This window comes from Rhodoferax sp. GW822-FHT02A01 (assembly GCF_038784515.1).
GTDB lineage: Bacteria > Pseudomonadota > Gammaproteobacteria > Burkholderiales > Burkholderiaceae_C > Allorhodoferax.
Genome location: NZ_CP152376.1, coordinates 1,837,383 through 1,863,948, shown reverse-complemented (window position 1 = coordinate 1,863,948; position 26,566 = coordinate 1,837,383). Strand labels below are relative to the sequence as shown.

The window sequence follows — 26,566 nt, the reverse complement described above, 5'->3', positions numbered from 1 at the left end:
CCGAGCGAATTCCCTGTAGCAGCTGCACCCAAACCTTCCGACAGTTTCTAAAGAAAAACCTTGGATCAATCGGTGGCTTTTTTATTTACACGGCACGGAAAACCGGGGGGCGCGAGACTTCTTGAATGAATGCGGAGATGCAAAGAATGTTCGGCGGCGCACCGAACCAAATCGTTTCATTGATCGACATCTTGTCGCCCTGAATGCTTTCTTGCTCAAGGGCGCCCCCCCTATCAAATACCCCAACCAAATACCCCAACCCACAGGCGTGTCACAGGTGCAGGGCGACTGGGTCTATGACGAGTTCCAGGGCAACACAGCAGCCAAGCCGATTGACCTGGATCTGCTGGAACGGTTGAAGGATTTGTTCGGAGGAAAGTAGGCCTGTCGGCGCTTACTTTCCGAAAAGCTTGGTCACGTGCTGCCAGGCGCGCAGCAGCAGGCCTGAGCGCTCCACTTCAGCCTGTGCAACGAGCGGCGCTTCGCCTACTGGCTTGCCGTTCGAGGTTGCAATCACCTTGCCGATGACGGCGCCCTTGGCCACCGGAGCCTCCAGGCCCGGCTTGACCTCTACCGAGGTCTGCACCTGCTGTCCGCGTGGCACGGTCAGCATCCAGGGTTCGCCCAGTCCGGCGGCTACCGTGTCTGCCTTGCCGAAGCTGACCTTGGCCGTTGCGACCACCGTGTTCGGCTGAATCGGCGTGACCTTCTCAAAGCTGCTGAAGCCCCAACCGAGCAGCGCGCGCGTTTCGTCGGCCCGTGCCTGGGCGCTGTGGGTATTGAGAATGACCGTGATCAGGCGCATTCCGTTGCGCTTGGAGGAAGTGACCAGGCAGTAACCGGCATCTTCGGTGTGACCGGTCTTCAGTCCGTCAACCGTAGGGTCGGTGTAGAGCAGGGCATTGCGGTTGCCCTGCTTGATGCCGTTGTACTTGAAATCCCGCTCTGCGTAGATCGGGTAGTAGTCAACGCTATCGCGGATGATGGCGCGCGCCAGGATGGCGAGGTCACGCGCCGACGACTTGTGCGCCGGGTCGGGCAGGCCCGTGGGGTTCACGAAATGCGTGTGCGTCATGCCCAGGCGCTGGGCTTCGGCATTCATCAGCTTGGCAAAGCCTTCTTCGGTACCGGCCATGTGCTCGGCGATTGCCTTGGATGCGTCATTGCCCGACTGGATGATGATGCCGCGCAGGATGTCGATCACCGTGGCCTGGCTGTTCAGCGGCAGGTACATGCACGACTCGGTACTGGAGCCGCGGCACCAGGCGTTCTCACTGACCGAGACCAGATCCGTCTGCTTGAGCTTGCCGGAGCGCAGCGCCTGCTCGACCAGGTAGCTGGTCATCATCTTGGTCAGCGAGGCCGGTGGCAGGGGTTCGTCGGGGTTGGCCGCAGCAAGCACCTCACCGGAGTCGAAGTCCATCAGCAGCCATGCCTTGGCGGGCAGCTCGGGTGGATTGGCTGCCAGAGTGGTCTGGGCGGCGAGCGGGGGCAAGCCGCTATCGGCAGCAGCGGCCTTCTTTGCGGCTGCAGGTTTGGCAACGGGCTTGGACTTGGTTGCGTGGTGGCTGGCTGCGAAGGAGGCAGTACCGGGAATCAGGGTGGCAGCAGCGATTGCAAAGACGATGGGGAGAATGGGGAAAGTTTTGGTTTGCATTGTGATTTCAGGCAGAGCACCGATTGTCGCGTATCGGTGCCGATTTTCTCTCGGGCAATGCGGCCAATCAGGGTGGGCCGAAGTTTGTTACACATATTTCGAGGCATTCTGCGAAAACCTCTGCCGTACATGGCTACTTATGCCCACCACCGGTGGAGAACCCGCCAAACGACCCACCCGAAGTGCGCCCATAGTTGGAGGATGAGCTGGAGCAGTCCTGCGTATTCGGGTCGCAGTCGTTCGAGCAGGTGGCGATGGACAGCATGATGAGCACGATGACAACGAACACCCAGAAGTCCGGGCGCATCCAGAACGCGCCGCTGGCAGCAAAGGGTTTGACGTCACTGCGTTGCAGCAGTTCCTTGCGGTCCTGCAGCTTGAAGGCCTGGGTCACCGTGTCGCTGGAGACCATGGAACCCACCGACCAGGTCAGCTCCTGGGGCGACTGCTCCATGGAAAGAATGCTTCTGCCACTGGCGTAGTCGCGGTTGCTGGTGCGCTGGCCGCGGTGCACCTGCCAATAGAACTCGCCCACCACGTAGTTGGTTTCGGCGCTGTAGCTTTCCTTGAGCTGGTAGCGCGTGCCCAGGTAGCTTGCGCTCTGGCCGTTGCTGCTGACCACGGGTGCGCCGGTGGCGGGTTTGACCACGCTCCAGCCCTCCGTGCTGTCCACCAGAAAGGTGAACCCACGCTTGCGGTTGTAGAGCAGGTACTCCTCCCAGCCGAATTGTTCGCTGGTGTCGGCCGGGTCCATGCCCATGCGGTGCTGAAAACCCACCACCTGCCACTCCACCCCCTGCAGGGTGCCGGTGCTGCCCAGCGCGATGAGCGGTTGTACCGGCTCATCCTGCGTGGCGTGGCGCAGCTCGCCGCCTAGACCTTGGGAGACATCGATGATGCTGTGGCAGGAGCCGCAGGTCATGCTCTGGGTGGTGGACAGCTGCAGGGTCAGAGTGGCACCACAGTTGGGGCAATTGAAGGCCCGCCCGCTTTCCTCTTTGGTCTGCTCATCCCGCAGGCCCGAGAGCTTGAGGTCTTCCAGCAACACCGCACTGCCCGCACTCAGGGCCGGCGGTGTGCGGCTGTAATCGATGCTGAGCACCTCGCCCGCGTCGCGCACTTCGCCGCTCTGGCTGCGCAACTCCACCAGGGCAAATGGGCGGCCCAGCTCGGGCAGGTGCGGCAGCTCGCCCTGTGCCGCCATGAACACCGCCTGCTGGTTGGAGGCTACGGCATACGACTTGCCATTGATGGCCGTGGTGGCGCCTACGCGGAAAGTTTCTGGCGCGGGTATTTCGCGCGGAGTCGGCAGGTCGGTGCCGAATACATAGGCGCCGTTGTCTTCGCTCAGAAAGGCGCTGCTGCCGTCGGCCAACAGCGCATGCCACTCGGTCCAGGTGCCTTCGTCGTACTTGTATTGCAGCCGGCCCACCAGGGTGAAGCCGTTGCCGTTCCAGGTCCCGGAGGTTTGCAGTTGCAATGGGCTGTGGTCGTCGAACAGCTCGGCCATCTTGCCGATGCGCTTGAGCACCTCGCCATCACGCACCACCATGCTGCGGCAATACGCGCAAATGGCATGGGTGGACTGGGCGCTGCGGAAATCGACTGGCGCGCCACACCCCGGGCAGGGCGCCCGATAGCTGCGCTGAAGGTTGTCGGTGGCCACTCCCTGCTACAAAGGGCTAGACCAGTTTCTTGAGCAGTTCGGCCTTCTTGGCGTCAAACTCTTCCTGGGTGAGGATGCCCTTGGCCTTGAGGTCGGCGAGCTTTTCCAGTGTGGCCATGACCTCGTCGGGCTTCACGCCCGCAACAGCGGCTTGCGCGCCCGCAGGTGCAGCCTGCAAACCGGCCTGCAGGTTCTGCGCCAGCACCTGGCCCAGGGCCACACCGGCACCCAGCCCCATGGCGTCCCCTGCCACGCCGCCGCCATGGCCTGCGCCCTCGGCAAACTTTGGAATGGCCTGCGCCGTCTGGTACTGCATGAACTTGCCCATGTCGCCACCGACCATGCCCATGCCGATCTTCTGGTCCAGCACCTTTTGCAGCTCTTCGGGCAGGGACACGCTCTGCACCGTCATACCCTCGAGCTTGAGACCGATTTTTTCGAACTCGGGCGCAAGCTGCTGGGTCAGCGCCTGCGCAAACGCCACCTGATTCGCCGCCAGATCCAGGAATGCCACGCCGCTGCCAGCGATGGCAGCACTGATGTTTTGCAACACCAGACCGCGCAACTGGCCGTCCACTTCATCCACACCGTAGCTGCTGCGGGTGCCGGAAATTTCGGTGTAGAACAGGGCTGGCTGTGCAATGCGATAGTTGAAGTTGCCAAAGGCACGCAGCCGCACCGCGCCGAAGTCCGCATCGCGGATGGTGATGGGCTGCGGGGTACCCCACTTTTGGTCGATCTGCTGGCGCGTGCTGAAGAAATACACATCGCTCTTGAACGGGGAATCGAACAGCTTGTCCCAGTTCTTGAGGTTGGTCAGCAGTGGCAGCGTCTGTGTGGTGAGCTTGTGCGTACCGGGGCCGAATACGTCGGCCACCTTGCCTTCGTTCACGAACAGCGCCATCTGCGACTCGCGCACCACCAGCACACCGCCGTTCTGGATTTCCATGTCTTCCATGGGGAAGCGCCAGGCCAAAGTGCCATCGGACTCTTCGGTCCATTGAATGACGTCAATAAACTGTTTCTTGATGAAGTCCAGCAAACCCATGGTGCGCTCCTGAGGTGGCAAGTGAGGCCATGATACTAGCCACTCGCACAAGCCCATAAAACGTCTGGCTCCTTGATAATCAAGCCATGACCCAACACAGAACCATTGCCACACACAACGGCAGCTTTCACGCCGACGACGTCTTCGGCGTCGCCGTCCTGATGGGCGTCTTCCCCGCCCATACCCTGGTCCGCACGCGCAATGGCGCCCTGATTGAAGCCGCCGACTTCGCCGTCGATGTGGGCGGCCTGTGGGATGCGGGCAGCGGCCGCTTTGACCACCACCAGCGTGGTTTTGAAGGTGCCCGCCCGGCACGCCTGGTAGACGGTGCGGGGGTTCCCGGTGTGGGCTATGCCAGCGCAGGCCTGGTGTGGTCCGCGCATGGCGCCGATTACGTGCGCGCCTTTGCCGCGCGCACCGGCTGGCAGGCGGATGCCCAGGCAATCGCGGACATCACCCACTCCATTGACAACGCCCTGGTGCAGTACCTGGACATTGTGGACACTGGCCAGGGCGACGTGGCGCCCGGCATCTTCGGGCTGTCGGCGCTGATTGCCCAGCTCAACTCCAACTGGATGGAAGAAGCCGGTCTGGACGTGGACGCCAAGGCCAGCCTGCAGGAAGAGCGCTTTCGCGAAGCGGTGGCCATCACCACCCGCTTCCTGGACCGCGCCATCCTCAAGCAAATTTCGCAGCTGCGTTCCATGGACATCGTGCGCCAGTCACCCCGATTGTTCGACGGTCGGGTGCTGCATTTGCAGGAAGGCGGCATGCCATGGACGCGCGTGGTCGTGGAAGAAATGCCCGAGGTGTTGTTTGTCATCTACCCCGACTCCGACGGACGGCAGTACCAGTTGAAGACAACACCCGTCGCGCATGGCTCATTTACTTCCCGCAAGGACTTGCCTGCCAGTTGGGCCGGCCTGCGCGATGCGGAGCTGGCCGCAGTCACCGGCGTGGAAGACAGCGTGTTCTGTCACCTCAACCTGTTCATCGGTGGCGCCCGCAGCCTGGAAGGCACCATCCGGCTGGCCGAACTGGCGCTTCAGTCGGAGCAGTAAGGCAGCAAGGCCTTTGCGGCCTCGATGCGCAAATGCAGTTCCACGCCTGGGTTGTTCATCACATCCAGCAGAAACTGCCGGGGCTGCAAATTTCCGGCCTGGGTTGAAGAAGCCGGTGCCATGGTGCTGGACGCAACTGGCGCGGCGACGGCGCTTACGGACCTCAACTGCTGCAACACGCTGCGGAATTCGGCAGGTTTGATGCTTTGGAGACCTGCGAGCACACCGGCCTGCGCTTCCTGGCTGGGTTCGCGTTCCAGCCAGGGTTCCTCGACAAAGATGGATGCCAGATCGGGTGCAAGAAAGGCGGACCAGTGCCCGGTCTGCGGCTGTTGGGCCGGCACCGGTGGGGCCTGGCGCAAGGTCCCCACACCTTCATCCATGGCGGGAAACAAGCTGATACGCGCTACCGGCACGGCATCCAGATAGCGTTTGCGCAGCGCCTCCAGAAAGGTATGGGCATCGGCCACCGTGACCGGGTCGGCCAGTGAAAACCACAGTTGGTAGCCATCATTCCCGTTGACCGCAATGGCAGGTGCCGGCAGATCCAGGTCCGCCTGTACGCCGCGCCATACGGCGGACAAGGCCGTCCAGTCGGCCGGCCTGGCCAGTTCCAGAACCAAAGCACGCACCTGTCCACTGACATCCACCATGCCAGCGGCATCCGCCCGCGGCTCGGACGCTTGCCCGTACAGGCGCGCCAGCTCGGCCTGCAGCGTGCTCAAGGCGTCATCCCCGTTATGCAAGGCGCATGGCCAGTCAATCAGCTGCCCGCCTTCAGGACCGAGTGTGCGGCAGCCAGTGCCGTCATGTTGACCACACGGCGTACCGTCGCCGAGGGCGTCAGCACGTGGGCGGGGCCGGCTGCACCCAGCAGGATGGGGCCTACGGTCACGCCATGGCCGCCCACCATCTTGAGCACGTTGAACAGGATGTTGGCGGCATCCAGGTTGGGGCAGATCAGGATATTGGCCTCGCCTTGAAGTTTGCCGTCCATCAGCACGTTGTTGCGCATCTCTTCACTCAGTGCGGCGTCCCCATGCAGCTCGCCATCGCAGGGGATATGCGGCGCCATCTTGCTGAACAGCTCAAAGGCTTGGCGCATCTTGACGGCGGACTTGCGTTTGGAGCTGCCATACATGGAGTGCGACAGAAAGGCCACCTTGGGCGGCAGGCCGAAGCGCTGCACTTCTTCTGCGGCCATGAGGGCGATCTCAGCCAGTTGCTGGGCGTCCGGGTCTTCGTTGACAAAGGTGTCGGCAATGAAGAGCGTGCGGTGCTCCATCATGAGAGCGTTCAGGGCGGCCATGCTGGTGGCGTCGGGGCGCATGCCGATGACGTCGCGCACATGGTCCAGGTGGGTGTCAAAGCGGCCCACCAGGCCGCACAGCATGGCGTCGGCATCGCCCAGCTTGACCATGAGTGAGGCAATGGTGGTGCTGGAGCGGCGCACTGCGGCCTTGGCCGCCTCCATGGAGACGCCGTTGCGGCCCATGATGCGGTGGTAGGTTTCCCAGTACTGCTTGAAGCGCGGATCGTCCTCGGGGTTCACCACCTCGAAGTCCGCTCCCATGCGGATGCGCAGGCCCGCCTTCTTGACGCGCGCCTCGATGACGGCCGGGCGGCCCACCAGAATCGGCTTGGCCAGGCCTTCGTCCACCACCACTTGCACGGCGCGCAGCACGCGCTCGTCTTCGCCCTCGGCATAGGCCACACGTTTGGCCTCCATGGGCACGCTCTTGGCGGCGGTGAAGACCGGGCGCATGAACATGCCGGTCTGGTAGACAAAGCGCGATAGCTGCTGGCGGTAGGCCTCCATGTCCTCTATCGGACGGGTGGCCACGCCAGACTCCGCTGCAGCGGCCGCAACGGCGGGTGCGATGCGCAGGATCAGGCGCGAGTCAAAGGGTGTGGGGATGAGGTAGTCGGAGCCGAACACCAGCTCCTTGCCGGCGTAGGCTGTGGCCACTTCCTCGCTGATGTCGGCCTTGGCAAGATCGGCGATCTGGCGCACGCAGGCCAGCTTCATGGCCTCGGTGATCTTGGTGGCGCCGCAGTCCAGCGCGCCACGGAAGATGTAGGGGAAGCACAGGACATTGTTGACCTGGTTGGGGTAGTCGGAGCGACCCGTGGCGATGATGCAGTCCGGGCGCACTTCCTTGGCCAGCTCGGGGCGGATTTCGGGCTCCGGGTTGGCCAGCGCCAGGATGATGGGCTTGTCGGCCATGGTCTTGACCATGGCCTGCGTCAGCACACCGGCGGTGGAGCAGCCCAGGAACACGTCGGCGCCGTTGACCACGTCGGCCAGGGTGCGCAGCTCGGTCTTCTGTGCCACGCGCGCCTTGGACTCGTCGTAGCCGCCGGGGCGGCCCTCGTAGATGACGCCCTTGGAGTCGCACACGTAGACGTTCTCGCGCCGCACGCCCAAGCCCACCATCACATCCAGGCAGGCCAGGGCCGCTGCGCCCGCGCCAGAGACGGCTACGCGCACCTTGGCAATGTCCTTGCCCACCAGCTCCAGCCCGTTGAGCAGGGCGGCGCTGGAGATGATGGCGGTGCCGTGCTGGTCGTCATGGAACACCGGGATGTTCATGCGCTCGCGCAATTTCTGCTCGATGTAGAAGCACTCGGGCGCCTTGATGTCTTCCAGGTTGACGCCGCCCAGCGTGGGCTCCATGGCGGCAATGATGTCCACCAGCTTGTCGGGGTCGCGCTCGGCCAACTCGATGTCGAACACATCGATCCCGGCAAACTTCTTGAACAGGCAGCCCTTGCCTTCCATCACCGGCTTGCCCGCCAGCGGGCCGATGTCCCCCAGCCCCAGCACCGCCGTGCCGTTGGTGATGACGGCCACCAGGTTGCCGCGGCTGGTGTACTCGTAGGCCAGGCTCGGGTCCGCCTGGATGTCCAGACACGGATAGGCTACACCCGGTGAGTAGGCCAGCGAGAGATCGCGCTGGTTCTGCAGCGGCTTGGTGGCGTTGACGGAAATCTTGCCGCGCGTGGGGGTGCGATGGTATTCGCGGGCGGCGTCGCGTAGCGCCTGCTCGGCGGGAGAGATATCGTTGTTCATGGGGGTGTCTCCAGACTGATTTTTAGGTATTGTGCCTTGCGCTCAAGGTCACTATGGCTATCGGCGTAAGTGAGAGCGATGGCATACAGCTGCTGATGGATCTGCATGAACGCCTCGACCACGTCCGGATCGAAATGCTGACCGCTGGCGCCCTGTATCACCTGCACCGCGTCGGCATGCGGCATCGGCTCCTTGTACACGCGGCGGCTGATGAGCGCGTCGTACACGTCAGCCACCGACATCAGACGCGCAGGGATGGGGATGCGGTCTCCTGCCAGACCTTGCGGGTAACCCGTGCCATCCCACTTTTCCTGGTGCGAGTAGGCAATCTCCTTGGCCATGGTGAAGAACGGCACGTCCACACCCAGTGCCGCTTCCGCATGGGCGATGGCATCGCGCCCCAGGGTGGTGTGGGTCTTCATGACCTCGAACTCTTCCGGGGTGAGGCGCCCGCGCTTGAGCAGAATGCGATCCGGTATGCCGGCCTTTCCAATGTCGTGCAGCGGCGTGGATTTGAACAGCATGGAGATGGTGGGCACGGTGAGGTAGTCGCGAAAGCGCGGATGGCTGGAGAGCTTCCAGGCCAGGGCGCGCACATAGTGCTGCACCCGCCGCACATGGTTGCCCGTGTCTACATCGCGGGCCTCGGCCATGGAGGCCATGGCCAGAATGGTCACGTCCTGGATGGCATTGATTTCGCGCGTGCGCCGCGACACTTCCTCTTCCAGCAGCGCATTCTTGTCACGCAGATAGTCGGTACTGGTCTTGATGGCCAGATGCGTGCGCAGCCGGGCCAGTGCCACCACCGGACTCACGGGCTTGGTGATGTAGTCCACTGCGCCCAGGGCAAAGCCCTTTTCTTCGTCCTGCACCTCGCTGCGGGAGGTCAGAAAGATCACCGGTATGTCCCGCGTGGCGGGGTCCTGCTTGAGCTGCTGGCAGACCGCATAGCCGTCCAGGCCAGGCATGGAGACGTCCAGCAGGATCAGGTCAGGCGCCGGTGACTGGCGCGCCACAGCCAAGCCACGCTCACCGTCACTGGCCACCTTGACCCGGTATCGGTCGCGCAACAGACCATGCATCAGAATCAGAAAGTCCGGCGAGTCATCCACCACCAGAATCATGGGTAATGAAGCCAGTTCCTCCTCTTGTTCCATAGGTGCCGCGGCTATTTCTGGAACCGCTTGAGCAGGCGCCTGCGCCACAGCTGAAAACGCATCTGGTAGATATCCATGGCGCTGAATTGTGGCACCGGAAATGCGGCCAACGTGGCCGCGCGCTCGGCCGCGTTGGCGGGCACCTGCACGCTGCGCGACAGGGCCGTCAGGCGTTTCAGGCGCGTGAGCAGCAAGGTGGATGCAATGTCGGTCTTGCACTTTTCCATGAAGGCGGGTGTTGCCTGAAAGCCTATGCACTCCAGACCGGCGGCAGTGGGCGACGAGATGCGTATGCGGGCCACCCGCATGCCTTGCAGCCCAAACATATCGGGCCACTCGTACAGGTGCACGTACATGGACTGCGGCGCATAGCTGGAGGCCTCGGTATCTTCCGACACCAGATGGGCCGGGCCGGAAAACCGGAATCCCAGCCAGATTTCAGGTGCGGCCTTGATCACCGGCTTGCTGCTGGAATTGGGCGAAAAATTGGGACACAGGTCGGGCGCGTCGCTCCAGATGAAGCCGGACTGCACAATCTGCAGGGCTGCAGCTGCGGAGGTGAGGTGGTAGATACGACGCAAACGGTCACGGGCATCGGCGTCCAACTGATTGAAGCGGATGCGGTTCTTTAATTTATGGTCTATTTTCACAACTGTCTCCCGATACAGCATGCGTCCATCTGCCAATATAGCGGGCCGCGTACGCATAGCAAGCCATATATGACCCGGATTGGTGCTTCTACGATACAAATCATGGTCTTGCTTACGTTTGTTTACTCTTTTGCTCTTGCAACACGCCTAAATGCCTTCTGAAATCACCCTTGATATCCCTGTGATGCTGCTGGCCGCCGGACGCGGTGAACGCATGCGTCCCTTGACCGACCGCACGCCCAAACCCCTGCTGACCGTGCGCGGCAAGCCGTTGCTGCAGTGGCGCATGGAGGCACTGCTGCAAGCCGGATTCCACAACGGAGTGATCAACACCGCCTGGCTGGGCGAGCAGATCGAGGCCCGCTTCGGCAACACCTTTGCACATCCTCCGGCCACCGGGTCCATGCAACTGCGCTATTCACGCGAGGGCCTGGACTTTGGCGGTGCGCTGGAAACCGCAGGCGGCATCTGCCGTTCCCTGCCGCTGCTGGGCGACGCGTTCTGGGCCATGGCCGCCGACGTGTTTGCACCCGACTTCGTGTTCAGTCGGGACGATGTACAGGCCTTTTTGCGCAGCGACAAACTGGCGCACATCTGGCTGGTGCCCAACCCGGAGCACAACCCGGCGGGCGACTTTGGTCTGGACCCAGCCAGCGGGCTGGCGCTCAACATACCCAAGGACACGGGCATGCCGCGCTACACCTTCTCGACCATCGGGTTGTACCGCAAGGAGCTGTTCCTGCAGCCCTGGTGCGACGTACCGCCGGGCAATCCGGCAGGTACACATGCAGCCCTGGCACCACTGCTGCGATTGGCCATGGACCAGCAAAGGGTGAGTGCCGCGCTCTACACTGGCGCCTGGACCGACGTAGGCACGCCTCAGCGCCTGGCCCTGCTCAACAACTGATCTGGAATCCGCAATGAATACCGCCCTCTACCAAGCACGACGCGCCGCCCTGGCCCAGCACATGGGCCCCCATGGCGTGGCCATACTGCCCACCGCGCCCGAACAGCAACGCAACCGCGACTCCGACTTCCAGTTCCGCCATGACAGCTACTTCTACTACCTGAGCGGCTTTCGCGAACCCAAGGCCTGGCTGGTGATCAAGGCCAACGGCCACACCACCCTGTTCTGCCAACCCAAGGATCTGGAGCGCGAGATCTGGGACGGCTTCCGCGTCGGCCCTGACGCGGCACCACAAACCCTGGGGGTGGATGCGGCCTATTCGGTCACCGAGCTCGACACCCGCATGCCTGCCCTGCTGGATGGCTGTGATGCAGTGTGGTTCCCATTCGCTACCCACAAGGGTCTGGAGTCGCGCGTGGACGGCTGGCTGGGCACCTTGCGCGCCCGGGTACGCTACGGCACCCTGGCACCGGAACAGCAGCGTGACCTGTGCGGCCCGCTCGACGAGATGCGCCTGGTCAAGGACGCCAGCGAGCAGGACACCATGCGCCGTGCCGGCCAGATCAGCGCACAGGCCCATGTGCGCGCCATGCAGACGTGTGCGCGCATGCTGCGCGCAGGCAAGGAGGTGCGCGAATACCACCTGGATGCAGAGCTGCTGCACGCCTTTCGCACGCAGGGCGCGCAATACCCGGCATACGAGTCCATCGTGGCCGCAGGTGCCAATGCCTGCGTGCTGCATTACCGAGCCGACGCCGGACTGGTGCGCGACGGCGAGCTGGTGCTGATCGACGCGGGTTGCGAGCTCAATGGCTACGCCTCCGACATCACCCGCACCTTCCCGGCCAACGGCAAGTTCAGCGGTCCGCAGCGTGCGCTCTATGACCTGGTGCACGCCTCGCAGGAGGCTGCCATTGCGGCAACCCATGCGGGTGCACGCTTTACCGACCCGCACGAAGCCACGGTGAAGGTGCTGGCCCAGGGCATGCTGGATCTGGGGCTACTGGACAGGAACAAGGTGGGAACACTGGACGACGTGATTGAAAAGCGCGCCTACTTCCAGTTCTACATGCACCGCACCGGCCATTGGCTGGGCATGGACGTGCACGACTGCGGCCCGTACACCGAGCCCTCGGAGATCGGGCAGAAGACCGAGCGCAAGGATGCGCTCACCGGCGAGACCATCATCAACCGCCCGGCGCGCATCCTCCAGCCCGGGATGGTGCTGACCATAGAGCCGGGCATCTATGTGCGCCCAGCCGAAGGCGTGCCGGAGCAGTTCCACAACATCGGCATCCGCATCGAGGACGATGCCATCGTGACCGCAGACGGTTGCGAGCTGATCAGCCGCGGCGTGCCAGTGGACGCGGACGCCATCGAGGCGCTGATGCGCGACTGAGGATCCAGCGCCCCCATCAATCGCAACAAACCGGACGGGCATCAGTAGTTTGCCCAAGCTGACCAGGCCGTGCCCGCACGGCCCGTCTACTGGTTCATCGCGGACCCAAGCATGTATGCGCGCATCTCTTGCAGATGCGTTTGTTGAAGTCTCGCGTCGTTCAGCTCGGCGGGTTGTAGTACCGCGACGAGCAGCGTTTCATCCCGTTTTGCCTTGGCTAGTGGCCGGCCCAAAGCATCGACAATGGAACTGAGTCCGCCGTAGCGCAAGCTCCCTTCAGGCCCACAGTAGTTGGCGTACGCCACAACCATCTGGTTTTCAAAGGCCCGCGTGGGCACCAGGGTGTCGGGCACAAAGTCGTAGCGGTCCATGTTTGCGGTTGGCACCAGGACGCAGTCCGCACCCGCCAACGCCAGGCGGCGCGTGTTCTCGGGGAACTCGATGTCATAGCAAATCAGCAAACCCATTTTCCAGCCGTTGAGCTCCCCCAGCTGGAGGTTCGATGGGTCAGCCACACCTGCGCTGAACTGGCTGCGATCCAGTGCTCCGTACAGATGCGTCTTTCGATAGTTCAGGACCACCTCACCCTTGCCATCAATCCACTGTGCGGCATTGAATACACGGTCGGTCGAATCGCGCTCGGGATATCCAAATACGATGGCAATGCCGACCGAGCGGGCAATCTGCGCCACGGCGTGGCGATAGGCGCCTTCCGAGCTCTGCGCCAAGGCCCGAACCGCGCTGGCGCCAATGCTGTAGCCCGTGACAAACATCTCGGGAAACAGCACCACTTCGGCACCGCGCGTGCGCGCCTGCCCAGCAACGCGTTCCATGCGCTCCAGGTTGGCAGCAACGTCCAGCGGTCGGGACTGGCACTGGTACACGGCCAGCGTGAGCGGACTGCGTACTTGGTCGGGGAGTTCAGCGGCGCTCATCAGTCTTCCAGTTTCAATGGTCCGATGGCGTCGAACACATCGCCCGGGCCTGGGTTTACCGGGTGCGTGCTGCCGCCCAGGTGGTGCAGGATACCCCACACGGCATTGAGTGAGGTCTGCACCGCGCCCTCCACCCAGGCAGGCGTCCAGGACACGTCGTCACCCGCAATGAAGATGCCCTTCTGCGCTTCGGGGAATTGGTCCTGCATGAAGTGCGAATACATGCGCTGGTTGTAGCGGTAGTGACCCGGCAGCGCCCCTTTGAAGGCCCCCAGAAAATGGGGATCTGCCTCCCAGGAGACACAGATGGGATCACCAATGATGTGGCTGGCGATATCCACTTTCGGGTAGATTTGCTTCAGGGCCTTGAGCGCCAGACGAACACGCTTGTCCACTGATTGCGGCAGCATCTTCAGGGCGTCACCCATCCATGCGTAGGAGAGGCATATGACACCGGGCTTGTCAGGGCCGTTGTCAAACAGATAAGTGCCGCGTGTGAGGCGATCGGTCAGAGTCATGCTCATGACGTCACGCCCGGTTTGCGGATCCTTGTCTTTCCAGAACGGACGGTCCACCATCACAAACGTTTTGCTTGATTGCATATAGCGGGTACGGTCCAGTGCCATCCACATTTTTTGCGAGAACAACGCCTCATCGCACGCAATCTGCGTCGTCAGCAACCAGCTTTGGCAGGTAGTCAGTACAGCGGCGTAGCGCCGTTGGGTGCCCCAGGTGTCTGTTACCACCAGTTGGCCGTCGCTGTCTCGCACGATCCCGGTCACACCGGGGCGCGTCGCTCCAGCATGCAGGCGTTCCAGCGTGGTGCCCAGAGGCCAGTGGACCAATCGTTCAGGAGCGTGGCGCCACAGGCCATGGGGCACCTGCTCGGAGCCGCCCACAATCAGGTGCTGGTTGTCGTCGCAGCTGGTGATAACCACACGCAAGATCTCCAGCATGGAGTTGGGGAAATCGGAGTCCCATCCGCCGGTGCCGAACCCCACCTGCCCGAACACCTCCCGGTGCGCAAAACTGAGCTTGGAGAAGGCACTGGAGGTGGCCACGAAGTCGTAAAAAGTGCGGTCATCCCAGAGTGGCACCAACACGTTCCATAGTGCCTTGAGGGCAGGGACATCACGTTCCCGTATGGCGCGCTGCATGTCGCTGAAGCGGGCATCGGTCTCCAGTGCCTCGGCCCAGGCATTCGCTACCTCTTGAAACAAGGGCGGCAGGTCCTGGAGCGACTCGGCATAGTGCGTATTTCCCTCCAGGTCGATGACCGTGCTGCCCGACGCCGGTGTGAGCGGGTTGGGGAAGGGTCGTGTCTTCAGGCCGAGTGTGTGGACGTAATGAAAGAAGGCCGTCCCCGATAACGGAAAGCGCATGCCGCCCAATTCAGCCACCACATCGTGCGTGCCTTCAAAACGCTGGGACCGCAGCCTGCCGCCCATTCGCGAGGCCTCGTATATGACGGGTTTGAGGCCCAGTTTCATCAGTTCATAGGCAGCCACCATGCCCGCCATCCCTGCACCCACGATGGCAACCTCTTGGCCATACCGAGCGGCGGGTATTTGGCCAAGCCCTGCCGGATGGGAAATCCAGTCATCAAATGCGAATGGAAAGTCCGGACCGAACTGCGTGACGGGCTTGGGGGTATCAATAGGCATGGGCAATACTTGTTGGGATGTAGGTGAACGACTGGGCCTGGCATCGCATGCGCAAGCTCCGCCTTGAACTTGAGTTTAGGGAGGTACCCAGCCGTTGGAAACATCCAATATGACTGATGCACTGTCGCCAAATCAGGCATATTGATTCATCATCAGTCATATTGACTGATGACCCCCTGTCATCTCACAATGGTCCGATGAAATCGACGTCTTCCAAACGCATGTCTCCAACCGCTCCTGATTTGCCCCCACTGGATTCTCTGGATCGCCAGATCATTGAGTTGCTGAAGGTGAATGCGCGCTTGCCAGTCATCAAGTTGGCCAAGGCCCTGGGCTGTGCACGCAGCACGGCGCAATTGCGCATCAAGGCACTGGAAGATGCAGGCGTGATTTCCGGCTACACCGTGAGCGTGACCGTTCCGCGCGCAACACCCGGCATACGGGCCATGGTGCTGATCACCATCGACTCCAGGCATGAGTCCGAGGTGGTGCGTGCGCTCTCGAGGCGACACGAAATCACCAAGCTGTATACGGTGAGTGGCCGCTACGATTACTGCGCACTGTTGACGACGGAGTCCACGCAGGAGTTGGACGCCCTGATGGACAAGGTGCGCGCCATCAAAGGCGTTGCGACGGCATTCTCGACCATTTTGTTGTCCACCAAATTGGATCGACCCGACTAGGTAGAGGGTGTCCAGGCGGCCTCAGGGAATCAGCACCAGATTGCCGGTGTGGCGTTTCTCCAGAAACGCCTGCTGCGCTAGCGCCATGTCCTGCAAGGCGAAGGTGGCAGCTACCACTGGACGGATTTCATTGCGCTCCACATAGCCGACCAGGTTGGGAAACACCGCCTCGTCCCAAGCGGTGGAGCCGATCAGGGTGATGTCGCGCAAGTAGAGCGATCGCATGTCCAGCGCCACGTCGGCGCCGGCAATGGCACCGGATGTCACGTAGCGACCGCCCCGGCGCAACGCCTTCAGCAGCGCGGCAAAGCCCGAGCCAACGACGTTGTCCACCACCAGGTCGGGGGCCTGCAGTTGGGCAAAGGCGGCAGCGCCGTCCTCGCGGCACAGCACGTTGTCGGCACCCAGCGCGGCGACCTGTTCACGCTTGTCGCGGCTGGTGATGGCGGTGACCACCGCGCCGCGGCGCTTGGCCAGTTGCACAGCTGCCGAACCCACTCCGCCGGAGGCGCCGGTGACCCAGACCTGTTCATCCACCCCCAGGTGCGCGCGCTCCAGCATGTTTTCCGCGGTGCCCCAGGCGCAGGGCAGAGAGGCCAGTTCCGCATCCGTCCAATCGGAATGAACGGCGAAGACTTCAGTGGCCGGCACTTTCACGTATTGAGCGAAGGCTCCGTCAAAGTCGGTGCCCAGCCAGCGCGTGTCCATGGAGCCAAAGCCTGCGGTGCGCATGCAGCTGCGCACCAGCACGCGCTGACCTGGCACCTGGCTGATCACATCCGGCGCCATGGCCACCACGCGGCCACAACAATCGGCACCCTGGATCAAGGGGAAGGGTGTGGCGCTATTCCAGCCCGCTCCGTACCAGCCCACGCGGGTATTGATATCGGTGTTGTTGATTCCTGCGGCCAGTACCTGCAGCAGCACTTCGCCGGCCTGCAGTGTCGGCACAGGTACTTCTCGGTAGACCAACTGGTCGTATCCGCCCTGACCAACGGTGACCATGGCCATCATGGAAGCAGGCAGGTGATCGCTGGAACGGGTGGACATGCTGAGGGGGAGCCTGGTTTGTCTGCGACGTCTACAGGTTGTGCCGCACGGTGGCCGTACGCATGGTCACCAGCTCTTCCGCCGCCGTAGGGTGTACCGCCAGCGTGGCATCAAAGGCGCTCTTGGTGGCACCCAGTTGCAGCGTCACACCCACCAATTGCGCCAGCTCGCCCGAATCCGGTCCTACCGCATGGAAGCCCAGCACGCGGTCGGTATCGCGGTCCACCAGCAGCTTCATGAAGACGCGGGATGCGTGGCCCGACAGCGTGGCCTTCATCGGCCGGAAGGTGGTGCGGTACACATCCAGATGCGGATACTGTTGCAGTGCCTGTGCTTCGGTCAGTCCCACCACACCGGCCTCCGGCGTGGTGAACACGGCGCTGGGAATCAGCGTGTGGTCCACGCCGCGCGGCGTCTTGCCGAACACGGTGTCGGCAAAAGCATGGCCTTCGCGGATGGCCATGGGCGTGAGGTTGACGCGGTTGGTGACATCCCCCACCGCATGGATGTGCGGCACCGAGGTTTGGGAAAGCCCCTCCACCCGCACCGCGCCCTTGGCATCCAGTGCCACGCCGGCTTCCTGCAGACCCAGTCCGGCGGTGTTGGGCGTACGCCCGACAGCACGCAACACGCAGTCGGCATCCAGTGTCTGCCCGTCGTCCAGTGTGACCTGCAGTCCCGCGCCCTGGCGGCTGATTGCAGCGAAGGTACGACCGAACAGAAAGCGGATACCGATGGCGGCGAGCTCGTTGGACAGGTGTGCGCGCAACTCGTCATCAAAGCCGCGCAGGATCTGTTCCCCTCGCAGCACCACGCTGACCTCTGATCCCAGCCGGCGCAGCACACAGGCCAGCTCCAGAGCAATGTAGCCTGCGCCCTGGACCACCACCTGCTTGGGTAGTTGTTCCAGTTCGAAAAAGCCGTTGGAGTCGATGCTCAGCTCCAAACCTGGTATGGCCGGGCCCGTTTCCGGCCTGGCGCCGGTGGCCACCAGAATAGTCTTGCCCTGCAGCAGCGTTCCATCGGTGAGGCGCACCACATGCGACTCCTGCAGCACGGCACGGCTGTCGAAGAGGGTGACACCGGCCGCCAACAGGTTGCTGCGGTACACGCTTTCCAGGCGGGCCACTTCGCGGTCGCGGTTGGCCTTGAGTGTGGCCCAGTCGAAGTGGCTCTGGCCTACGGTCCAGCCAAAGCCGTGCGCTTCTTCGAACTCCTGGGCAAAGCGCGAGGCATACACCATGAGTTTCTTGGGCACGCAGCCACGGATCACGCAAGTGCCGCCCAGGCGGTACTCCTCTACCAGTGCCACTTTGGCACCGTGGCCCGCGGCAATGCGCGCCGCCCGCACGCCACCGGAGCCGCCACCGATCACGACCAAGTCAAATTGCTGCATGTGTTTCACCCCAAGTGGACCCTTCGGGGCCCAAGCGCTTGCGCGAGAATGGCTTGGAGACTGATGTCCCCATCCCTTCGCATTTCACCATGACCCACAACAACCGCGCCGAACTGCAGGCCTTTTTCGACCAACACGGCATCCGCGATGTCGAGTGCATTTTTCCGGACGTGTCGGGCTATCCGCGCGGCAAGCTCATGCCCGCACACAGCTTTGCTGCAGGCAATGAGTTGCGTATCGCGCAGGCCATTCCCATGCAGTGCGTAACCGGCGACTACTCCTACGACCCGATCTTCCCGGATGCCGACCCCGACGTGCGCCTGGTGCCGGACTACCGCACGCTCAAGCTGTCGCCCTGGTCCAGCGTTCCACGCGCCTTTACCATCCACGACTGTGTGGAACTCAATGGCGAGCCCTGCGCATTTTCGGCGCGCTCGCTGCTGGAAACCGTGGTGGCGCGCTACACCGCACAGGGCCTCACGCCCGTGGTGGCGCCTGAGATCGAGTTCTACCTGACCGCACCGTGTATGGACCCGGCCGTGCCCCTGACACCGCCGCAGGCGCGCAATGGCCGTGCCGAAGCCGGCCAGTCGGCCTTCAGCATGAACATGCTCAACGAGCTGGCCCCGTTCTGGGACGCATTCCGCAAGGCCCTGGAGGGCCTGGGCATCCAGGCCGACACCTGGATCCATGAAGTGGGCACCAGCCAGTACGAGATCAACCTGATGCACGGCGACCCGCTGGCGGTGGCCGACCAAGCCTTTTTGTTCAAGTACGCGGCCAAGGAAATTGCCATCCAGCACGGGCTCAATGCCGTGTTTATGGCCAAGCCGATTGCCGGTGACCAGGGCAGCTCCATGCACCTGCACCAGAGCGTGGTGGACAGTGCCGGGCGCAATATCTTCAGTGCGGAAGACGGCAGCGAGACGGCAGCCTTTGGACACTTCATTGCGGGGCTGCAAACCTACGGCCCGGACCTGATGCTGGTGTTCGCGCCCTTCGTGAATTCCTACCGCCGCTTCATCGCCGGCACGCAGGCGCCCGTCAACCTGGCCTGGGGCTATGACAACCGCACCGCCGGCCTGCGCATTCCCAAGAGTGGCCCGGCCGCACGCCGGGTGGAAAACCGCATTGCCGGCGCGGATGCCAACCCGTATCTGGCCATTGCCGCCTCGCTGGCAGCCGGTCTGGCTGGCATAAACGAAAAGCTGCATCCCTCAGCGCCGCTGGAAGAAGGCAGCAACGCTTTGGGCAAATCCCACGGACTGGAGCGCAGCTTCCTGCCCGCGCATGAGCGCATGTCAAACAGTGCGTCGGCGCGCGCCCTGCTGGGCGACGCTTTTGTCACCGGCTACTGTGCGGTAAAGGCGGTGGAATACGACAGCTATTTGCACGAGATCAGCGCCTGGGAGCGGCGCTTCCTGCTACCGCAGGTCTAGGTTGCCGTGCTTGAACTGCTCGGTGGCACGCACCAGCAGCCGGCTGATGCCGGGTTCAAACGCACCGTGCCCCGCGTCAGGGACGATGTGGAAACCAGCCTCAGGCCAAGCCTGGTGCAGCCGCCAGGCTGAGAGCGGCGGGCAGATCACGTCATAGCGCCCCTGCACGATGATGCAGGGCAGATGGCGGATGCGGTCTACATTGCGGATGAGCTGGTCTTCCGACAGGAAGGCACCGTGCGTGAAGTAGTGCGCTTCCAGACGGCCCACCCCCAAGGCGACCGACTCGGAGCCGAACTCCTCCTCCACCGTCGGGTTGGGCAGCAAGTTGATGGTGCTGCCTTCATAGCGGCCCCAGGCTTGCGCAGCGGCCACTCCCGCAGCGCGGTCATCTCCAAACAGCTTTTTGCAGAAGGCGGGCAACAGGTCACCGCGGTCCGCCTCGGCAATCGGCGCCACAAAACGCTCGTGCGCATCGGGGAAGAACCAGCGGATACCGTTGAGAAACCAGTCCACCTCGGCGGGCGTGCAGAGAAAGATGCCACGCAGGATGAAGCCGCTGCAGCGCTCGGAGTGCGCCTGCCCATAGGCCAGTGCCAGAGTGGAGCCCCAGGAACCGCCGAACACCAGCCACTGCTGCACGCCCAGCATCTCGCGGATGCGCTCGATGTCGGCAATCAGCAGTTGCGTGGTGTTGTTGCGGGTCTCGCCCAATGGCGTGGATTGCCCGGCGCCACGCTGGTCAAACAGCACGATGCGGTAATAGGCCGGGTCGAAAAACTGGCGGTGCTTGGGCGAGAGCCCGGCGCCCGGTCCACCATGCAGGAACAGTACCGGCACTCCGTTCGGGTTGCCGCATTCCTCCCAGTACAGGGTGTGGATCTCATCCACTGCCAACATGCCGCTGCCATGGGGTTGCAAAGGGGGAAACAGGGTGGGTTGATCGGCAGAGTTGGTCATGGCTGGGAACGGAAATTGCGGTGGATGCCCATTGTGCAGCCGTCCGACGATTGTTTCTATTAATCAAATAGGAACAATCGATTGCCCTATTTTTAGTTAAAAGCTAAACTTGACCACAAGTTGATAGAAGCCTTCTACCGATTCATCCAAACCCCAAGGAGCTGACCATGTCCCAAGCACAACGCCCGGAAATCAAGACCATTGCCAACCTCGAAGCGGCTTTTGCCGGTGAGTCGATGGCGCATATCAAGTACCGCTACTTTGCCAAGCTGGCGCGCGAAGCCGGTGATGAAGAGACGGCCCGCACCTTTGAAGAGACCGCTGACCAGGAAGTGATGCACGCCTTCGGCCACTTGGACCTGCTCTACCCCAAGGCGACCATGACCCCGGCCAAGGCACTGCAGATAGCCATTGACGGTGAAACCTACGAGTACACCGAGATGTACCCCACCTTCCGCAAGACCGCCGAAGCCGAGGGCAACGCCGCAGCCGTGACCGAAATGGACGAGCAGATTGAAGAAAGCAAGGTCCACGCAGCCCAGTTCAAGGCCACGCTGGAAAAGGCCCAGAAGCGCTTTGCCGCATTGGCCAAGGTAGAAGAGCGTCATGCCAACCACTACAAGGCTCAGCTTGCCAAGGTGAGCGCCTGAGTTTCCAGCCCCCTATTCCATCCACGTTTAAACTTTGAAAGACTGAACTCCATGAAAACCTATATCTGCATCGTTTGCGGCTTTGTGTACGACGAACAGGCGGGCCGCCCCGAAGACGGCATTGCGCCCGGCACCTTGTGGGCTGATGTTCCCGACAGCTGGGCCTGCCCGGACTGTGGCGTGGCCAAGGCCGACTTCGAAGTCACGGAGATCTGAGCATGACCATGGAGCCGCGCACCCCCGTCCCGGTAACCTCTGCGCAACCTGCAGCGGAAGTGGTGGTCGCCCCTCTGGTGGTGATCGGTGCCGGTTTGGCCGGCTGGACTACCGTGCGCGAGTTCCGCAAGCTTGATACCGCAACGCCGGTTGTGGTGGTCACTGCGGACAGCGGTGACTTTTATGCCAAGCCATCGCTTTCCAACGCGATGGCGCAAAAGCGGGCGCCCCATCAGATGGTCACCACGCCCGCCGCCAAGATGGCCGAGACGTTGAACGTCACGCTGCTCGCCTTCAGCACGGTGCAAGCCATCGAAACCAAGTCGCGCACCTTGACCCTGCGGTCGCCGCACGGTGTGCAGACCCTGCGTTTTGGACGACTGGTATTGGCCACCGGCGCCCAACCGATTCGCGCACCGCTGCAGGGCAAAGCGGCAGAGCGTGTGCGCAGCGTGAATTCACTGGATGACTTCGCGCTTTTCCACAAGGAGCTGCAGGGCGCTTCTGCAGCACCAGGCCAGGACGGATTGCCCAAACCCCAAACCGTGTTGGTCATTGGAGCCGGGCTGATCGGATGTGAGTTTGCCAACGATTTGGTACTAGGTGGCCATAGCGTCCAGGTGGTAGACCCATCGACACGGCCACTCGCGTCACTACTACCTGAGCAAGCCGGTCTGCAACTCAAGGACGCGTTGCAGGCATTGGGCGTGCATTGGCACTTCGGCACGACGGTGCGGACCGTGGATGAGGCGCCCGATGGTCGCCTTGACGTTAGCCTGGCCAATGGGTCCGTATTGCGGGTCGATACCGTTTTGAGTGCCATCGGGCTGCGCGCGCAAACCGATCTGGCCAGCGCCGCGGGCATCGCCTGCGAGCGCGGCATTGTGGTGGATGCACAGCTACAGACCTCTGTCGACGGCGTGTACGCGCTGGGTGATGGCGCGCAATATGCCTCTGCTGGCGCACGCACATTGCCATTTGTGATGCCCATCATGGGTGCGGCCAAGGCGCTGGCCGCTACGCTGGCCGGCACGCCGACCGACCTGGTGTTTCCGCTGATGCCGGTTTCCATCAAGACGCCAGCGCTGCCCATCGTGGTGTGCGCACCGCACCCGCAAACGGCGGGCGGCTGGGTGGCCGATGGCAGTGGCGAGACCGGCGCCTGGCGCTTCCTGGATGATCAAGGCGTGCAGAGGGGCTTTGTGCTGACTGGCAAGAGTGGTGCGCGGCGCATGGAGCTAGCCCAGGAGACGGTATTGCAGGCGGCGCCCTGATCCGGATCAAACCGCTTTCCGCACAGGTCTACAATCGCCCGACACCCACAGGGGCCCGCGCCTTTCTTGCCCGCCCCGACGAACAAGGACGCACAATGACCCAGGACTCCTCCGCCGGCTCTCACAGCCCCAGTTCCTCCAACACACTCGATAAGCGCGCCGAACTGCGCCGCGCTGCCCTGGAATACCACCAGTTCCCCACACCCGGCAAAATCGCTATTGCAGCCACCAAGCAACTGGTCAACCAGCACGACTTGGCGCTGGCTTATTCACCCGGTGTTGCCGCACCTTGCGAAGAAATCGTCAAGGACCCCAACAACGCCTTCAAGTACACCAGCCGCGGCAACTTGGTTGCCGTGATCACCAACGGCACGGCTGTGCTGGGCCTGGGTGATATCGGGCCGCTGGCTGCCAAGCCGGTGATGGAAGGCAAGGGCGTGCTGTTCAAGAAGTTCGCCGGCATCGACGTGTTCGACATCGAGATCGACGAAAAGAAGGACCTGGACAAGCTAGTCGACATCATTGCCTCGCTGGAACCTACGTTTGGCGGCATCAACCTCGAAGATATCAAGGCGCCGGACTGCTTCTACGTGGAACGCAAGCTGCGCGAGCGCATGAAGATCCCGGTGTTCCATGACGACCAGCACGGCACTGCCATCTGCGTAGGTGCAGCCATCCTCAACGGTCTGAAAGTGGTTGGTAAGGATCCCAAGAAGGTCAAGCTGGTCACCTCCGGTGCGGGTGCGGCGGCCCTGGCCTGCCTGGGACTGCTGGTGAAGCTAGGCATTCCGCGCGAAAACATCTACGTAACCGACCTGGCTGGCGTGGTCTACGAAGGACGTACCGAGCTGATGGATGACGACAAGGCCTTTTTCGCCCAAAAGACCGACGCGCGCACGCTGCGCGAAATTATCAATGGCGCCGACGTGTTCCTGGGCTTGTCCGCCGGCGGTGTACTCAAGGCAGACATGGTGAAGTCCATGGCCGCTAAACCACTCATTTTTGCGCTGGCCAACCCCACGCCGGAAATCCTGCCGGAAGAAGTCAAGGCCGTGCGCGACGACGCCGTCATGGCCACGGGCCGCACCGATTACCCCAACCAGGTCAACAATGTCCTGTGCTTCCCCTATATCTTCCGCGGTGCGCTGGATGCAGGCGCATCCACCATCACGGTGGAGATGGAAATTGCCGCAGTCCATGCCATTGCCGAACTGGCACAGGCGGAACAAAGCGAAGTCGTTGCGGCGGCCTACGCCGGTGAGCAACTGGCCTTTGGCCCCGAATATCTGATCCCCAAGCCGTTTGATCCGCGTCTGATGATGAAGATCGCTCCGGCTGTGGCCAAGGCTGCCGCCGACAGCGGTGTGGCCTTGCGCCCGATTGCGGACCTGGATGCCTACCGCGAGAAATTGCAGACCTTCGTTTACGCTTCCGGCACCACCATGAAGCCCATCTTCAATGCGGCCCGCAAGGCACTCAAGAAGCGCGTGGCCTATGCCGAGGGCGAAGACGAGCGCGTACTGCGCGCCGCCCAGATCGTGGTGGATGAAGGTCTTGCACTGCCGACCCTGATTGGCCGACCAGCGGTGATTGCCGAACGCATTGAAAAGTTCGGTCTTCGCCTCAAGGAAGGTGTGGACTACAGCGTGGTGAATGTGGAGCAGGACCACCGTTATCGCGACTTCTGGCAGACCTACCACCGCATGACGGAACGCAAAGGCATTACCGTGCAGGTGGCAAAGATTGAAATGCGTCGCCGCCTGAGTCTGATTGGCGCCATGTTGCTGCACAAGGGCGACGTGGACGGCCTGATCTGCGGCACCTGGGGGCGCACGGCGCTCCACCTGGAATACATCGACCAGGTCATTGGCAATCGCACCGATGCCAAGGGCGCGCCTGGCGGGGACTGCGCCATCTATGCCTGCATGAACGGTCTCATGCTGCCCGGACGCCAAGTGTTCCTGGTGGATACGCACGTCAACTACGACCCCACTGCCCAGGAATTGGCCCGTATCACCGTGATGGCGGCAGAAGAAATGATGCGCTTTGGCATCAAGCCCAAGGCAGCACTCTTGAGCCACTCCAACTTTGGCAGCAGCAATGAACCCAGCGCGGTCAAGATGCGCCAAACGCTGGCTCTACTGCAGCAGCAGGCGCCCTGGCTGGAGGTGGACGGTGAAATGCATGGCGACGTGGCCTTGGACGGCGATGCGCGCAAGGCACTGATGCCCCGCAGCACGCTGCAGGGCGACGCCAATCTGCTGGTGCTTCCCAATATCGACGCGGCCAATATTGCATACAACCTGCTCAAGACGGCGGCGGGCGGAAACATCGCTATCGGGCCGGTTTTGCTCGGAGCGGCCAAACCGGTGCATATTTTGACTGCAAGCACCACGGTAAGGCGCATCGTAAATATGACGGCGCTGACCATCGCAGATGCAAATGCTGTCCGCTAAGGCCTATACGCTTAGTTAGTACATACTTCTTTACTTTTATTAGCCAAAGGCCTTGCCTCTTAACTGGGCAAGGCCTTGCTTTTTTGGGCCGGATGGACGACACTACGGGCCTTGAGATATCGGGTTTACCCGAACCTTGTTACAGGAATTTCAGGTGGGCACCAACTGGTTTAAGTTAGTACTTACTGGCCTATTGTTGATTAGTTCACTAGGCAGTGAAAATGTAGCAGCGAGAACCACCACAGCGGTACCGGAAGTTGGAGCGATTGCGCTGGGCGAGCTGCCACCGCAAGGCCAGGAGACATACCGCTTGATACGCCAGGGTGGCCCTTTTCCGTTTGACAAGGACGGCGTCGTGTTTGGAAACCGGGAGCGTCTGCTGCCTATCAGCAAGCGCGGTTATTACCGGGAGTACACCGTCAAAACCCCAGGGTCTCGGGACCGGGGAGTCAGAAGAATTGTATGCGGTGGCCCTGCCACCCAGCCGAATGCCTGTTATTACTCGGCCGATCACTACGCGAACTTCCGCAGGATCGAGCCTTGAATTTTTATTTTGTACTTTGAGAAAGTGAATCGGGGATGGATACGCCACTTCGAACCGTAAGAACCAATATCGTTCAGTCGATACGCGCCTTCAGGGTGCAGGATTTGCAGGAAGCTGCCCAGGCTCTGGGTCACCACTTTCTGTACGCCAACCTGGCCAATGCACAGTCCAAGCAGGATGTGCTGGACATGATCAGCCAGCAGTTCATTCTCTCAACGCAGGTCAGCAAGAATTTTGATGCCCTGTATGACAGCATGACCGATCCGGTGCATAAATCGGGCCCGCAGCCCGGCTTCATCGCCGTGCTGGAGCATATTCCTGCCAACGCCAAATTTGACAAGGAGGCACGCGAGCAACTGCTCGACATCTTCCGCGACACGGCGGACTACTGGGGAGACCGGAAGATACCCTTCCGATGCTTCTATTCTTTTCTGTAGCCCGTTCTGCACAAAATAGCCAAGCAGAACGGGCTAACGAGGCAAACAGCGGAGCTGCTACAGAAGTGGTAGTTACTGCAGAGGCGCTCACGGAAACCGGCGAGAAGATGCCCACAGACAAGCTGTTGGACGTTTCCCCACTGGCTCTACGCATGAGCAGCCCATTCAACGCAGGATATTGGCTGGCAGCTGCCTGATCCTTTTTTGCGTTGAAATAGACCAAGGCCCGTGTAGCAGCGGGCCT

General features: G+C 62.1%; 23 protein-coding genes. 11 read left to right on the top strand and 12 right to left on the bottom strand.

All coding sequences use genetic code 11. The features are described 5' to 3' along the window. Nucleotides 1-394 precede the first annotated feature (394 nt). The 3 genes from AAGF34_RS08845 to AAGF34_RS08835 all read right to left on the bottom strand — a co-directional run bounded on the left by AAGF34_RS08845 (nucleotide 395) and on the right by AAGF34_RS08835 (nucleotide 4,371). Nucleotides 395-1,657 carry a D-alanyl-D-alanine carboxypeptidase family protein gene (locus AAGF34_RS08845; protein ID WP_342620245.1) on the bottom strand — a complete coding sequence of 421 codons (1,263 nt, stop codon included), beginning with the start codon at nucleotides 1,655-1,657 and terminating at the stop codon, nucleotides 395-397. A gap of 133 nt (nucleotides 1,658-1,790) precedes the next feature. Next, nucleotides 1,791-3,323, bottom strand: a complete 1,533-nt coding sequence (locus AAGF34_RS08840; protein ID WP_342620244.1) for a DUF4178 domain-containing protein — start codon at nucleotides 3,321-3,323, stop codon at nucleotides 1,791-1,793. Between the two features lie 16 nt (nucleotides 3,324-3,339). Continuing rightward, complete coding sequence (locus AAGF34_RS08835; protein ID WP_342620243.1) at nucleotides 3,340-4,371, bottom strand: SPFH domain-containing protein; 1,032 nt, start codon at nucleotides 4,369-4,371, stop codon at nucleotides 3,340-3,342. A gap of 86 nt (nucleotides 4,372-4,457) precedes the next feature. Between AAGF34_RS08835 and AAGF34_RS08830 the strand changes: the two genes are divergently transcribed. Continuing rightward, nucleotides 4,458-5,432 carry an MYG1 family protein gene (locus AAGF34_RS08830; protein WP_342620242.1) on the top strand — a complete coding sequence of 325 codons (975 nt, stop codon included), beginning with the start codon at nucleotides 4,458-4,460 and terminating at the stop codon, nucleotides 5,430-5,432. Here the strand turns inward: AAGF34_RS08830 and AAGF34_RS08825 are convergent. The 4 genes from AAGF34_RS08825 to AAGF34_RS08810 are packed head-to-tail and all read right to left on the bottom strand — an operon-like array spanning nucleotide 5,417 to nucleotide 10,312. Then, nucleotides 5,417-6,157, bottom strand: coding sequence for a hypothetical protein (locus AAGF34_RS08825; protein WP_342620241.1), 741 nt, complete (start codon nucleotides 6,155-6,157; stop codon nucleotides 5,417-5,419). The two genes, AAGF34_RS08830 and AAGF34_RS08825, sit on opposite strands and share 16 nt — an antisense overlap. A 38-nt stretch (nucleotides 6,158-6,195) precedes the next feature. After that, entirely contained in the window at nucleotides 6,196-8,505 is a 2,310-nt protein-coding gene (locus AAGF34_RS08820; protein ID WP_342620240.1) for an NADP-dependent malic enzyme, read from the bottom strand. Then, the gene (locus tag AAGF34_RS08815; protein WP_342620239.1) at nucleotides 8,502-9,662 is read right to left on the bottom strand and encodes a two-component system response regulator; all 1,161 of its coding nucleotides are present in this window, start codon (nucleotides 9,660-9,662) and stop codon (nucleotides 8,502-8,504) included. The genes AAGF34_RS08820 and AAGF34_RS08815 overlap by 4 nt, the downstream gene beginning before the upstream one ends. Before the next feature lie 11 nt (nucleotides 9,663-9,673). After that, a complete protein-coding gene (locus AAGF34_RS08810; protein ID WP_342620238.1) occupies nucleotides 9,674-10,312 on the bottom strand; it encodes a hypothetical protein in 639 nt (212 codons plus the stop codon). Between the two features lie 151 nt (nucleotides 10,313-10,463). On the opposite strand from AAGF34_RS08810, the gene AAGF34_RS08805 reads away from it, so the two are divergent. Both AAGF34_RS08805 and AAGF34_RS08800 read left to right on the top strand, forming a co-directional pair. Then, the gene (locus AAGF34_RS08805) at nucleotides 10,464-11,219 is read left to right on the top strand and encodes a nucleotidyltransferase family protein (RefSeq protein WP_342620237.1); all 756 of its coding nucleotides are present in this window, start codon (nucleotides 10,464-10,466) and stop codon (nucleotides 11,217-11,219) included. A 13-nt stretch (nucleotides 11,220-11,232) separates the two neighbouring features. Continuing rightward, nucleotides 11,233-12,618, top strand: a complete 1,386-nt coding sequence (locus tag AAGF34_RS08800; protein WP_342620236.1) for an aminopeptidase P N-terminal domain-containing protein — start codon at nucleotides 11,233-11,235, stop codon at nucleotides 12,616-12,618. An 86-nt stretch (nucleotides 12,619-12,704) separates the two neighbouring features. Here the strand turns inward: AAGF34_RS08800 and AAGF34_RS08795 are convergent, their stop codons facing one another. Next, nucleotides 12,705-13,553, bottom strand: coding sequence for a carbon-nitrogen hydrolase family protein (locus tag AAGF34_RS08795; protein WP_342620235.1), 849 nt, complete (start codon nucleotides 13,551-13,553; stop codon nucleotides 12,705-12,707). Continuing rightward, on the bottom strand, nucleotides 13,553-15,217 hold the full coding sequence (locus AAGF34_RS08790; protein ID WP_342620234.1) for an NAD(P)/FAD-dependent oxidoreductase: 1,665 nt from the start codon (nucleotides 15,215-15,217) through the stop codon (nucleotides 13,553-13,555). The genes AAGF34_RS08795 and AAGF34_RS08790 overlap by 1 nt, the downstream gene beginning before the upstream one ends. 197 nt (nucleotides 15,218-15,414) lie before the next feature. On the opposite strand from AAGF34_RS08790, the gene AAGF34_RS08785 reads away from it, so the two are divergent. After that, nucleotides 15,415-15,900, top strand: coding sequence for an Lrp/AsnC family transcriptional regulator (locus AAGF34_RS08785; RefSeq protein ID WP_342620233.1), 486 nt, complete (start codon nucleotides 15,415-15,417; stop codon nucleotides 15,898-15,900). A 21-nt stretch (nucleotides 15,901-15,921) separates the two neighbouring features. Here AAGF34_RS08785 and AAGF34_RS08780 read toward each other — a convergent pair whose 3' ends face one another. Together AAGF34_RS08780 and gorA are read right to left on the bottom strand one after the other, a co-directional pair. Next, nucleotides 15,922-16,950 carry a zinc-binding dehydrogenase gene (locus AAGF34_RS08780; RefSeq protein ID WP_342620232.1) on the bottom strand — a complete coding sequence of 343 codons (1,029 nt, stop codon included), beginning with the start codon at nucleotides 16,948-16,950 and terminating at the stop codon, nucleotides 15,922-15,924. A 31-nt stretch (nucleotides 16,951-16,981) separates the two neighbouring features. Next, a complete protein-coding gene (gene gorA / locus AAGF34_RS08775) occupies nucleotides 16,982-18,346 on the bottom strand; it encodes a glutathione-disulfide reductase (protein ID WP_342620231.1) in 1,365 nt (454 codons plus the stop codon). Between the two features lie 89 nt (nucleotides 18,347-18,435). Here gorA and AAGF34_RS08770 point away from each other — a divergent pair, with 89 nt between their 5' ends. Next, nucleotides 18,436-19,785, top strand: coding sequence for a glutamine synthetase family protein (locus tag AAGF34_RS08770; RefSeq protein ID WP_342620230.1), 1,350 nt, complete (start codon nucleotides 18,436-18,438; stop codon nucleotides 19,783-19,785). Here the strand turns inward: AAGF34_RS08770 and pip are convergent. After that, nucleotides 19,771-20,745, bottom strand: coding sequence for a prolyl aminopeptidase (gene pip / locus AAGF34_RS08765; protein ID WP_342620229.1), 975 nt, complete (start codon nucleotides 20,743-20,745; stop codon nucleotides 19,771-19,773). The genes AAGF34_RS08770 and pip overlap by 15 nt on opposite strands. Before the next feature lie 167 nt (nucleotides 20,746-20,912). Between pip and AAGF34_RS08760 the strand changes: the two genes are divergently transcribed. From AAGF34_RS08760 to AAGF34_RS08735, 6 genes are all read left to right on the top strand, one after another. Continuing rightward, the gene (locus AAGF34_RS08760) at nucleotides 20,913-21,395 is read left to right on the top strand and encodes a rubrerythrin family protein (protein WP_342620228.1); all 483 of its coding nucleotides are present in this window, start codon (nucleotides 20,913-20,915) and stop codon (nucleotides 21,393-21,395) included. A gap of 51 nt (nucleotides 21,396-21,446) precedes the next feature. Continuing rightward, nucleotides 21,447-21,611 (top strand): rubredoxin, encoded by a 165-nt coding sequence (locus AAGF34_RS08755; protein WP_342620227.1) that lies wholly within the window; start codon nucleotides 21,447-21,449, stop codon nucleotides 21,609-21,611. A gap of 2 nt (nucleotides 21,612-21,613) precedes the next feature. Beyond that, the gene (locus AAGF34_RS08750; protein WP_342620226.1) at nucleotides 21,614-22,885 is read left to right on the top strand and encodes an FAD-dependent oxidoreductase; all 1,272 of its coding nucleotides are present in this window, start codon (nucleotides 21,614-21,616) and stop codon (nucleotides 22,883-22,885) included. A 95-nt stretch (nucleotides 22,886-22,980) separates the two neighbouring features. Then, complete coding sequence (locus AAGF34_RS08745) at nucleotides 22,981-25,341, top strand: NADP-dependent malic enzyme (protein WP_342620225.1); 2,361 nt, start codon at nucleotides 22,981-22,983, stop codon at nucleotides 25,339-25,341. Nucleotides 25,342-25,537: 196 nt separating this feature from the next. Next, complete coding sequence (locus tag AAGF34_RS08740; RefSeq protein WP_342621065.1) at nucleotides 25,538-25,885, top strand: ribonuclease; 348 nt, start codon at nucleotides 25,538-25,540, stop codon at nucleotides 25,883-25,885. Nucleotides 25,886-25,920: 35 nt separating this feature from the next. After that, nucleotides 25,921-26,322: a barstar family protein gene (locus AAGF34_RS08735; RefSeq protein WP_342620224.1), complete on the top strand. Its 402-nt coding sequence runs from the start codon at nucleotides 25,921-25,923 to the stop codon at nucleotides 26,320-26,322. Nucleotides 26,323-26,566: the final 244 nt, after the last annotated feature.

Bases quoted from the DNA above. Each gene is read 5' to 3' on its own strand.
- AAGF34_RS08770 (WP_342620230.1), top strand. From the start codon at position 18,436: ATGACCCACAACAACCGCGCCGAACTGCAGGCCTTTTTCGACCAACAC.
- AAGF34_RS08790 (WP_342620234.1), bottom strand. From the start codon at position 15,217: ATGCCTATTGATACCCCCAAGCCCGTCACGCAGTTCGGTCCGGACTTT.
- AAGF34_RS08820 (WP_342620240.1), bottom strand. From the start codon at position 8,505: ATGAACAACGATATCTCTCCCGCCGAGCAGGCGCTACGCGACGCCGCC.
- AAGF34_RS08845 (WP_342620245.1), bottom strand. From the start codon at position 1,657: ATGCAAACCAAAACTTTCCCCATTCTCCCCATCGTCTTTGCAATCGCT.
- AAGF34_RS08760 (WP_342620228.1), top strand. From the start codon at position 20,913: ATGTCCCAAGCACAACGCCCGGAAATCAAGACCATTGCCAACCTCGAA.
- gorA (WP_342620231.1), bottom strand. From the start codon at position 18,346: ATGCAGCAATTTGACTTGGTCGTGATCGGTGGCGGCTCCGGTGGCGTG.
- AAGF34_RS08755 (WP_342620227.1), top strand. From the start codon at position 21,447: ATGAAAACCTATATCTGCATCGTTTGCGGCTTTGTGTACGACGAACAG.
- AAGF34_RS08815 (WP_342620239.1), bottom strand. From the start codon at position 9,662: ATGGAACAAGAGGAGGAACTGGCTTCATTACCCATGATTCTGGTGGTG.
- AAGF34_RS08750 (WP_342620226.1), top strand. From the start codon at position 21,614: ATGACCATGGAGCCGCGCACCCCCGTCCCGGTAACCTCTGCGCAACCT.
- AAGF34_RS08800 (WP_342620236.1), top strand. From the start codon at position 11,233: ATGAATACCGCCCTCTACCAAGCACGACGCGCCGCCCTGGCCCAGCAC.
- AAGF34_RS08735 (WP_342620224.1), top strand. From the start codon at position 25,921: ATGGATACGCCACTTCGAACCGTAAGAACCAATATCGTTCAGTCGATA.
- AAGF34_RS08745 (WP_342620225.1), top strand. From the start codon at position 22,981: ATGACCCAGGACTCCTCCGCCGGCTCTCACAGCCCCAGTTCCTCCAAC.
- AAGF34_RS08785 (WP_342620233.1), top strand. From the start codon at position 15,415: ATGAAATCGACGTCTTCCAAACGCATGTCTCCAACCGCTCCTGATTTG.
- AAGF34_RS08805 (WP_342620237.1), top strand. From the start codon at position 10,464: ATGCCTTCTGAAATCACCCTTGATATCCCTGTGATGCTGCTGGCCGCC.
- pip (WP_342620229.1), bottom strand. From the start codon at position 20,745: ATGACCAACTCTGCCGATCAACCCACCCTGTTTCCCCCTTTGCAACCC.
- AAGF34_RS08780 (WP_342620232.1), bottom strand. From the start codon at position 16,950: ATGTCCACCCGTTCCAGCGATCACCTGCCTGCTTCCATGATGGCCATG.
- AAGF34_RS08795 (WP_342620235.1), bottom strand. From the start codon at position 13,553: ATGAGCGCCGCTGAACTCCCCGACCAAGTACGCAGTCCGCTCACGCTG.
- AAGF34_RS08835 (WP_342620243.1), bottom strand. From the start codon at position 4,371: ATGGGTTTGCTGGACTTCATCAAGAAACAGTTTATTGACGTCATTCAA.
- AAGF34_RS08830 (WP_342620242.1), top strand. From the start codon at position 4,458: ATGACCCAACACAGAACCATTGCCACACACAACGGCAGCTTTCACGCC.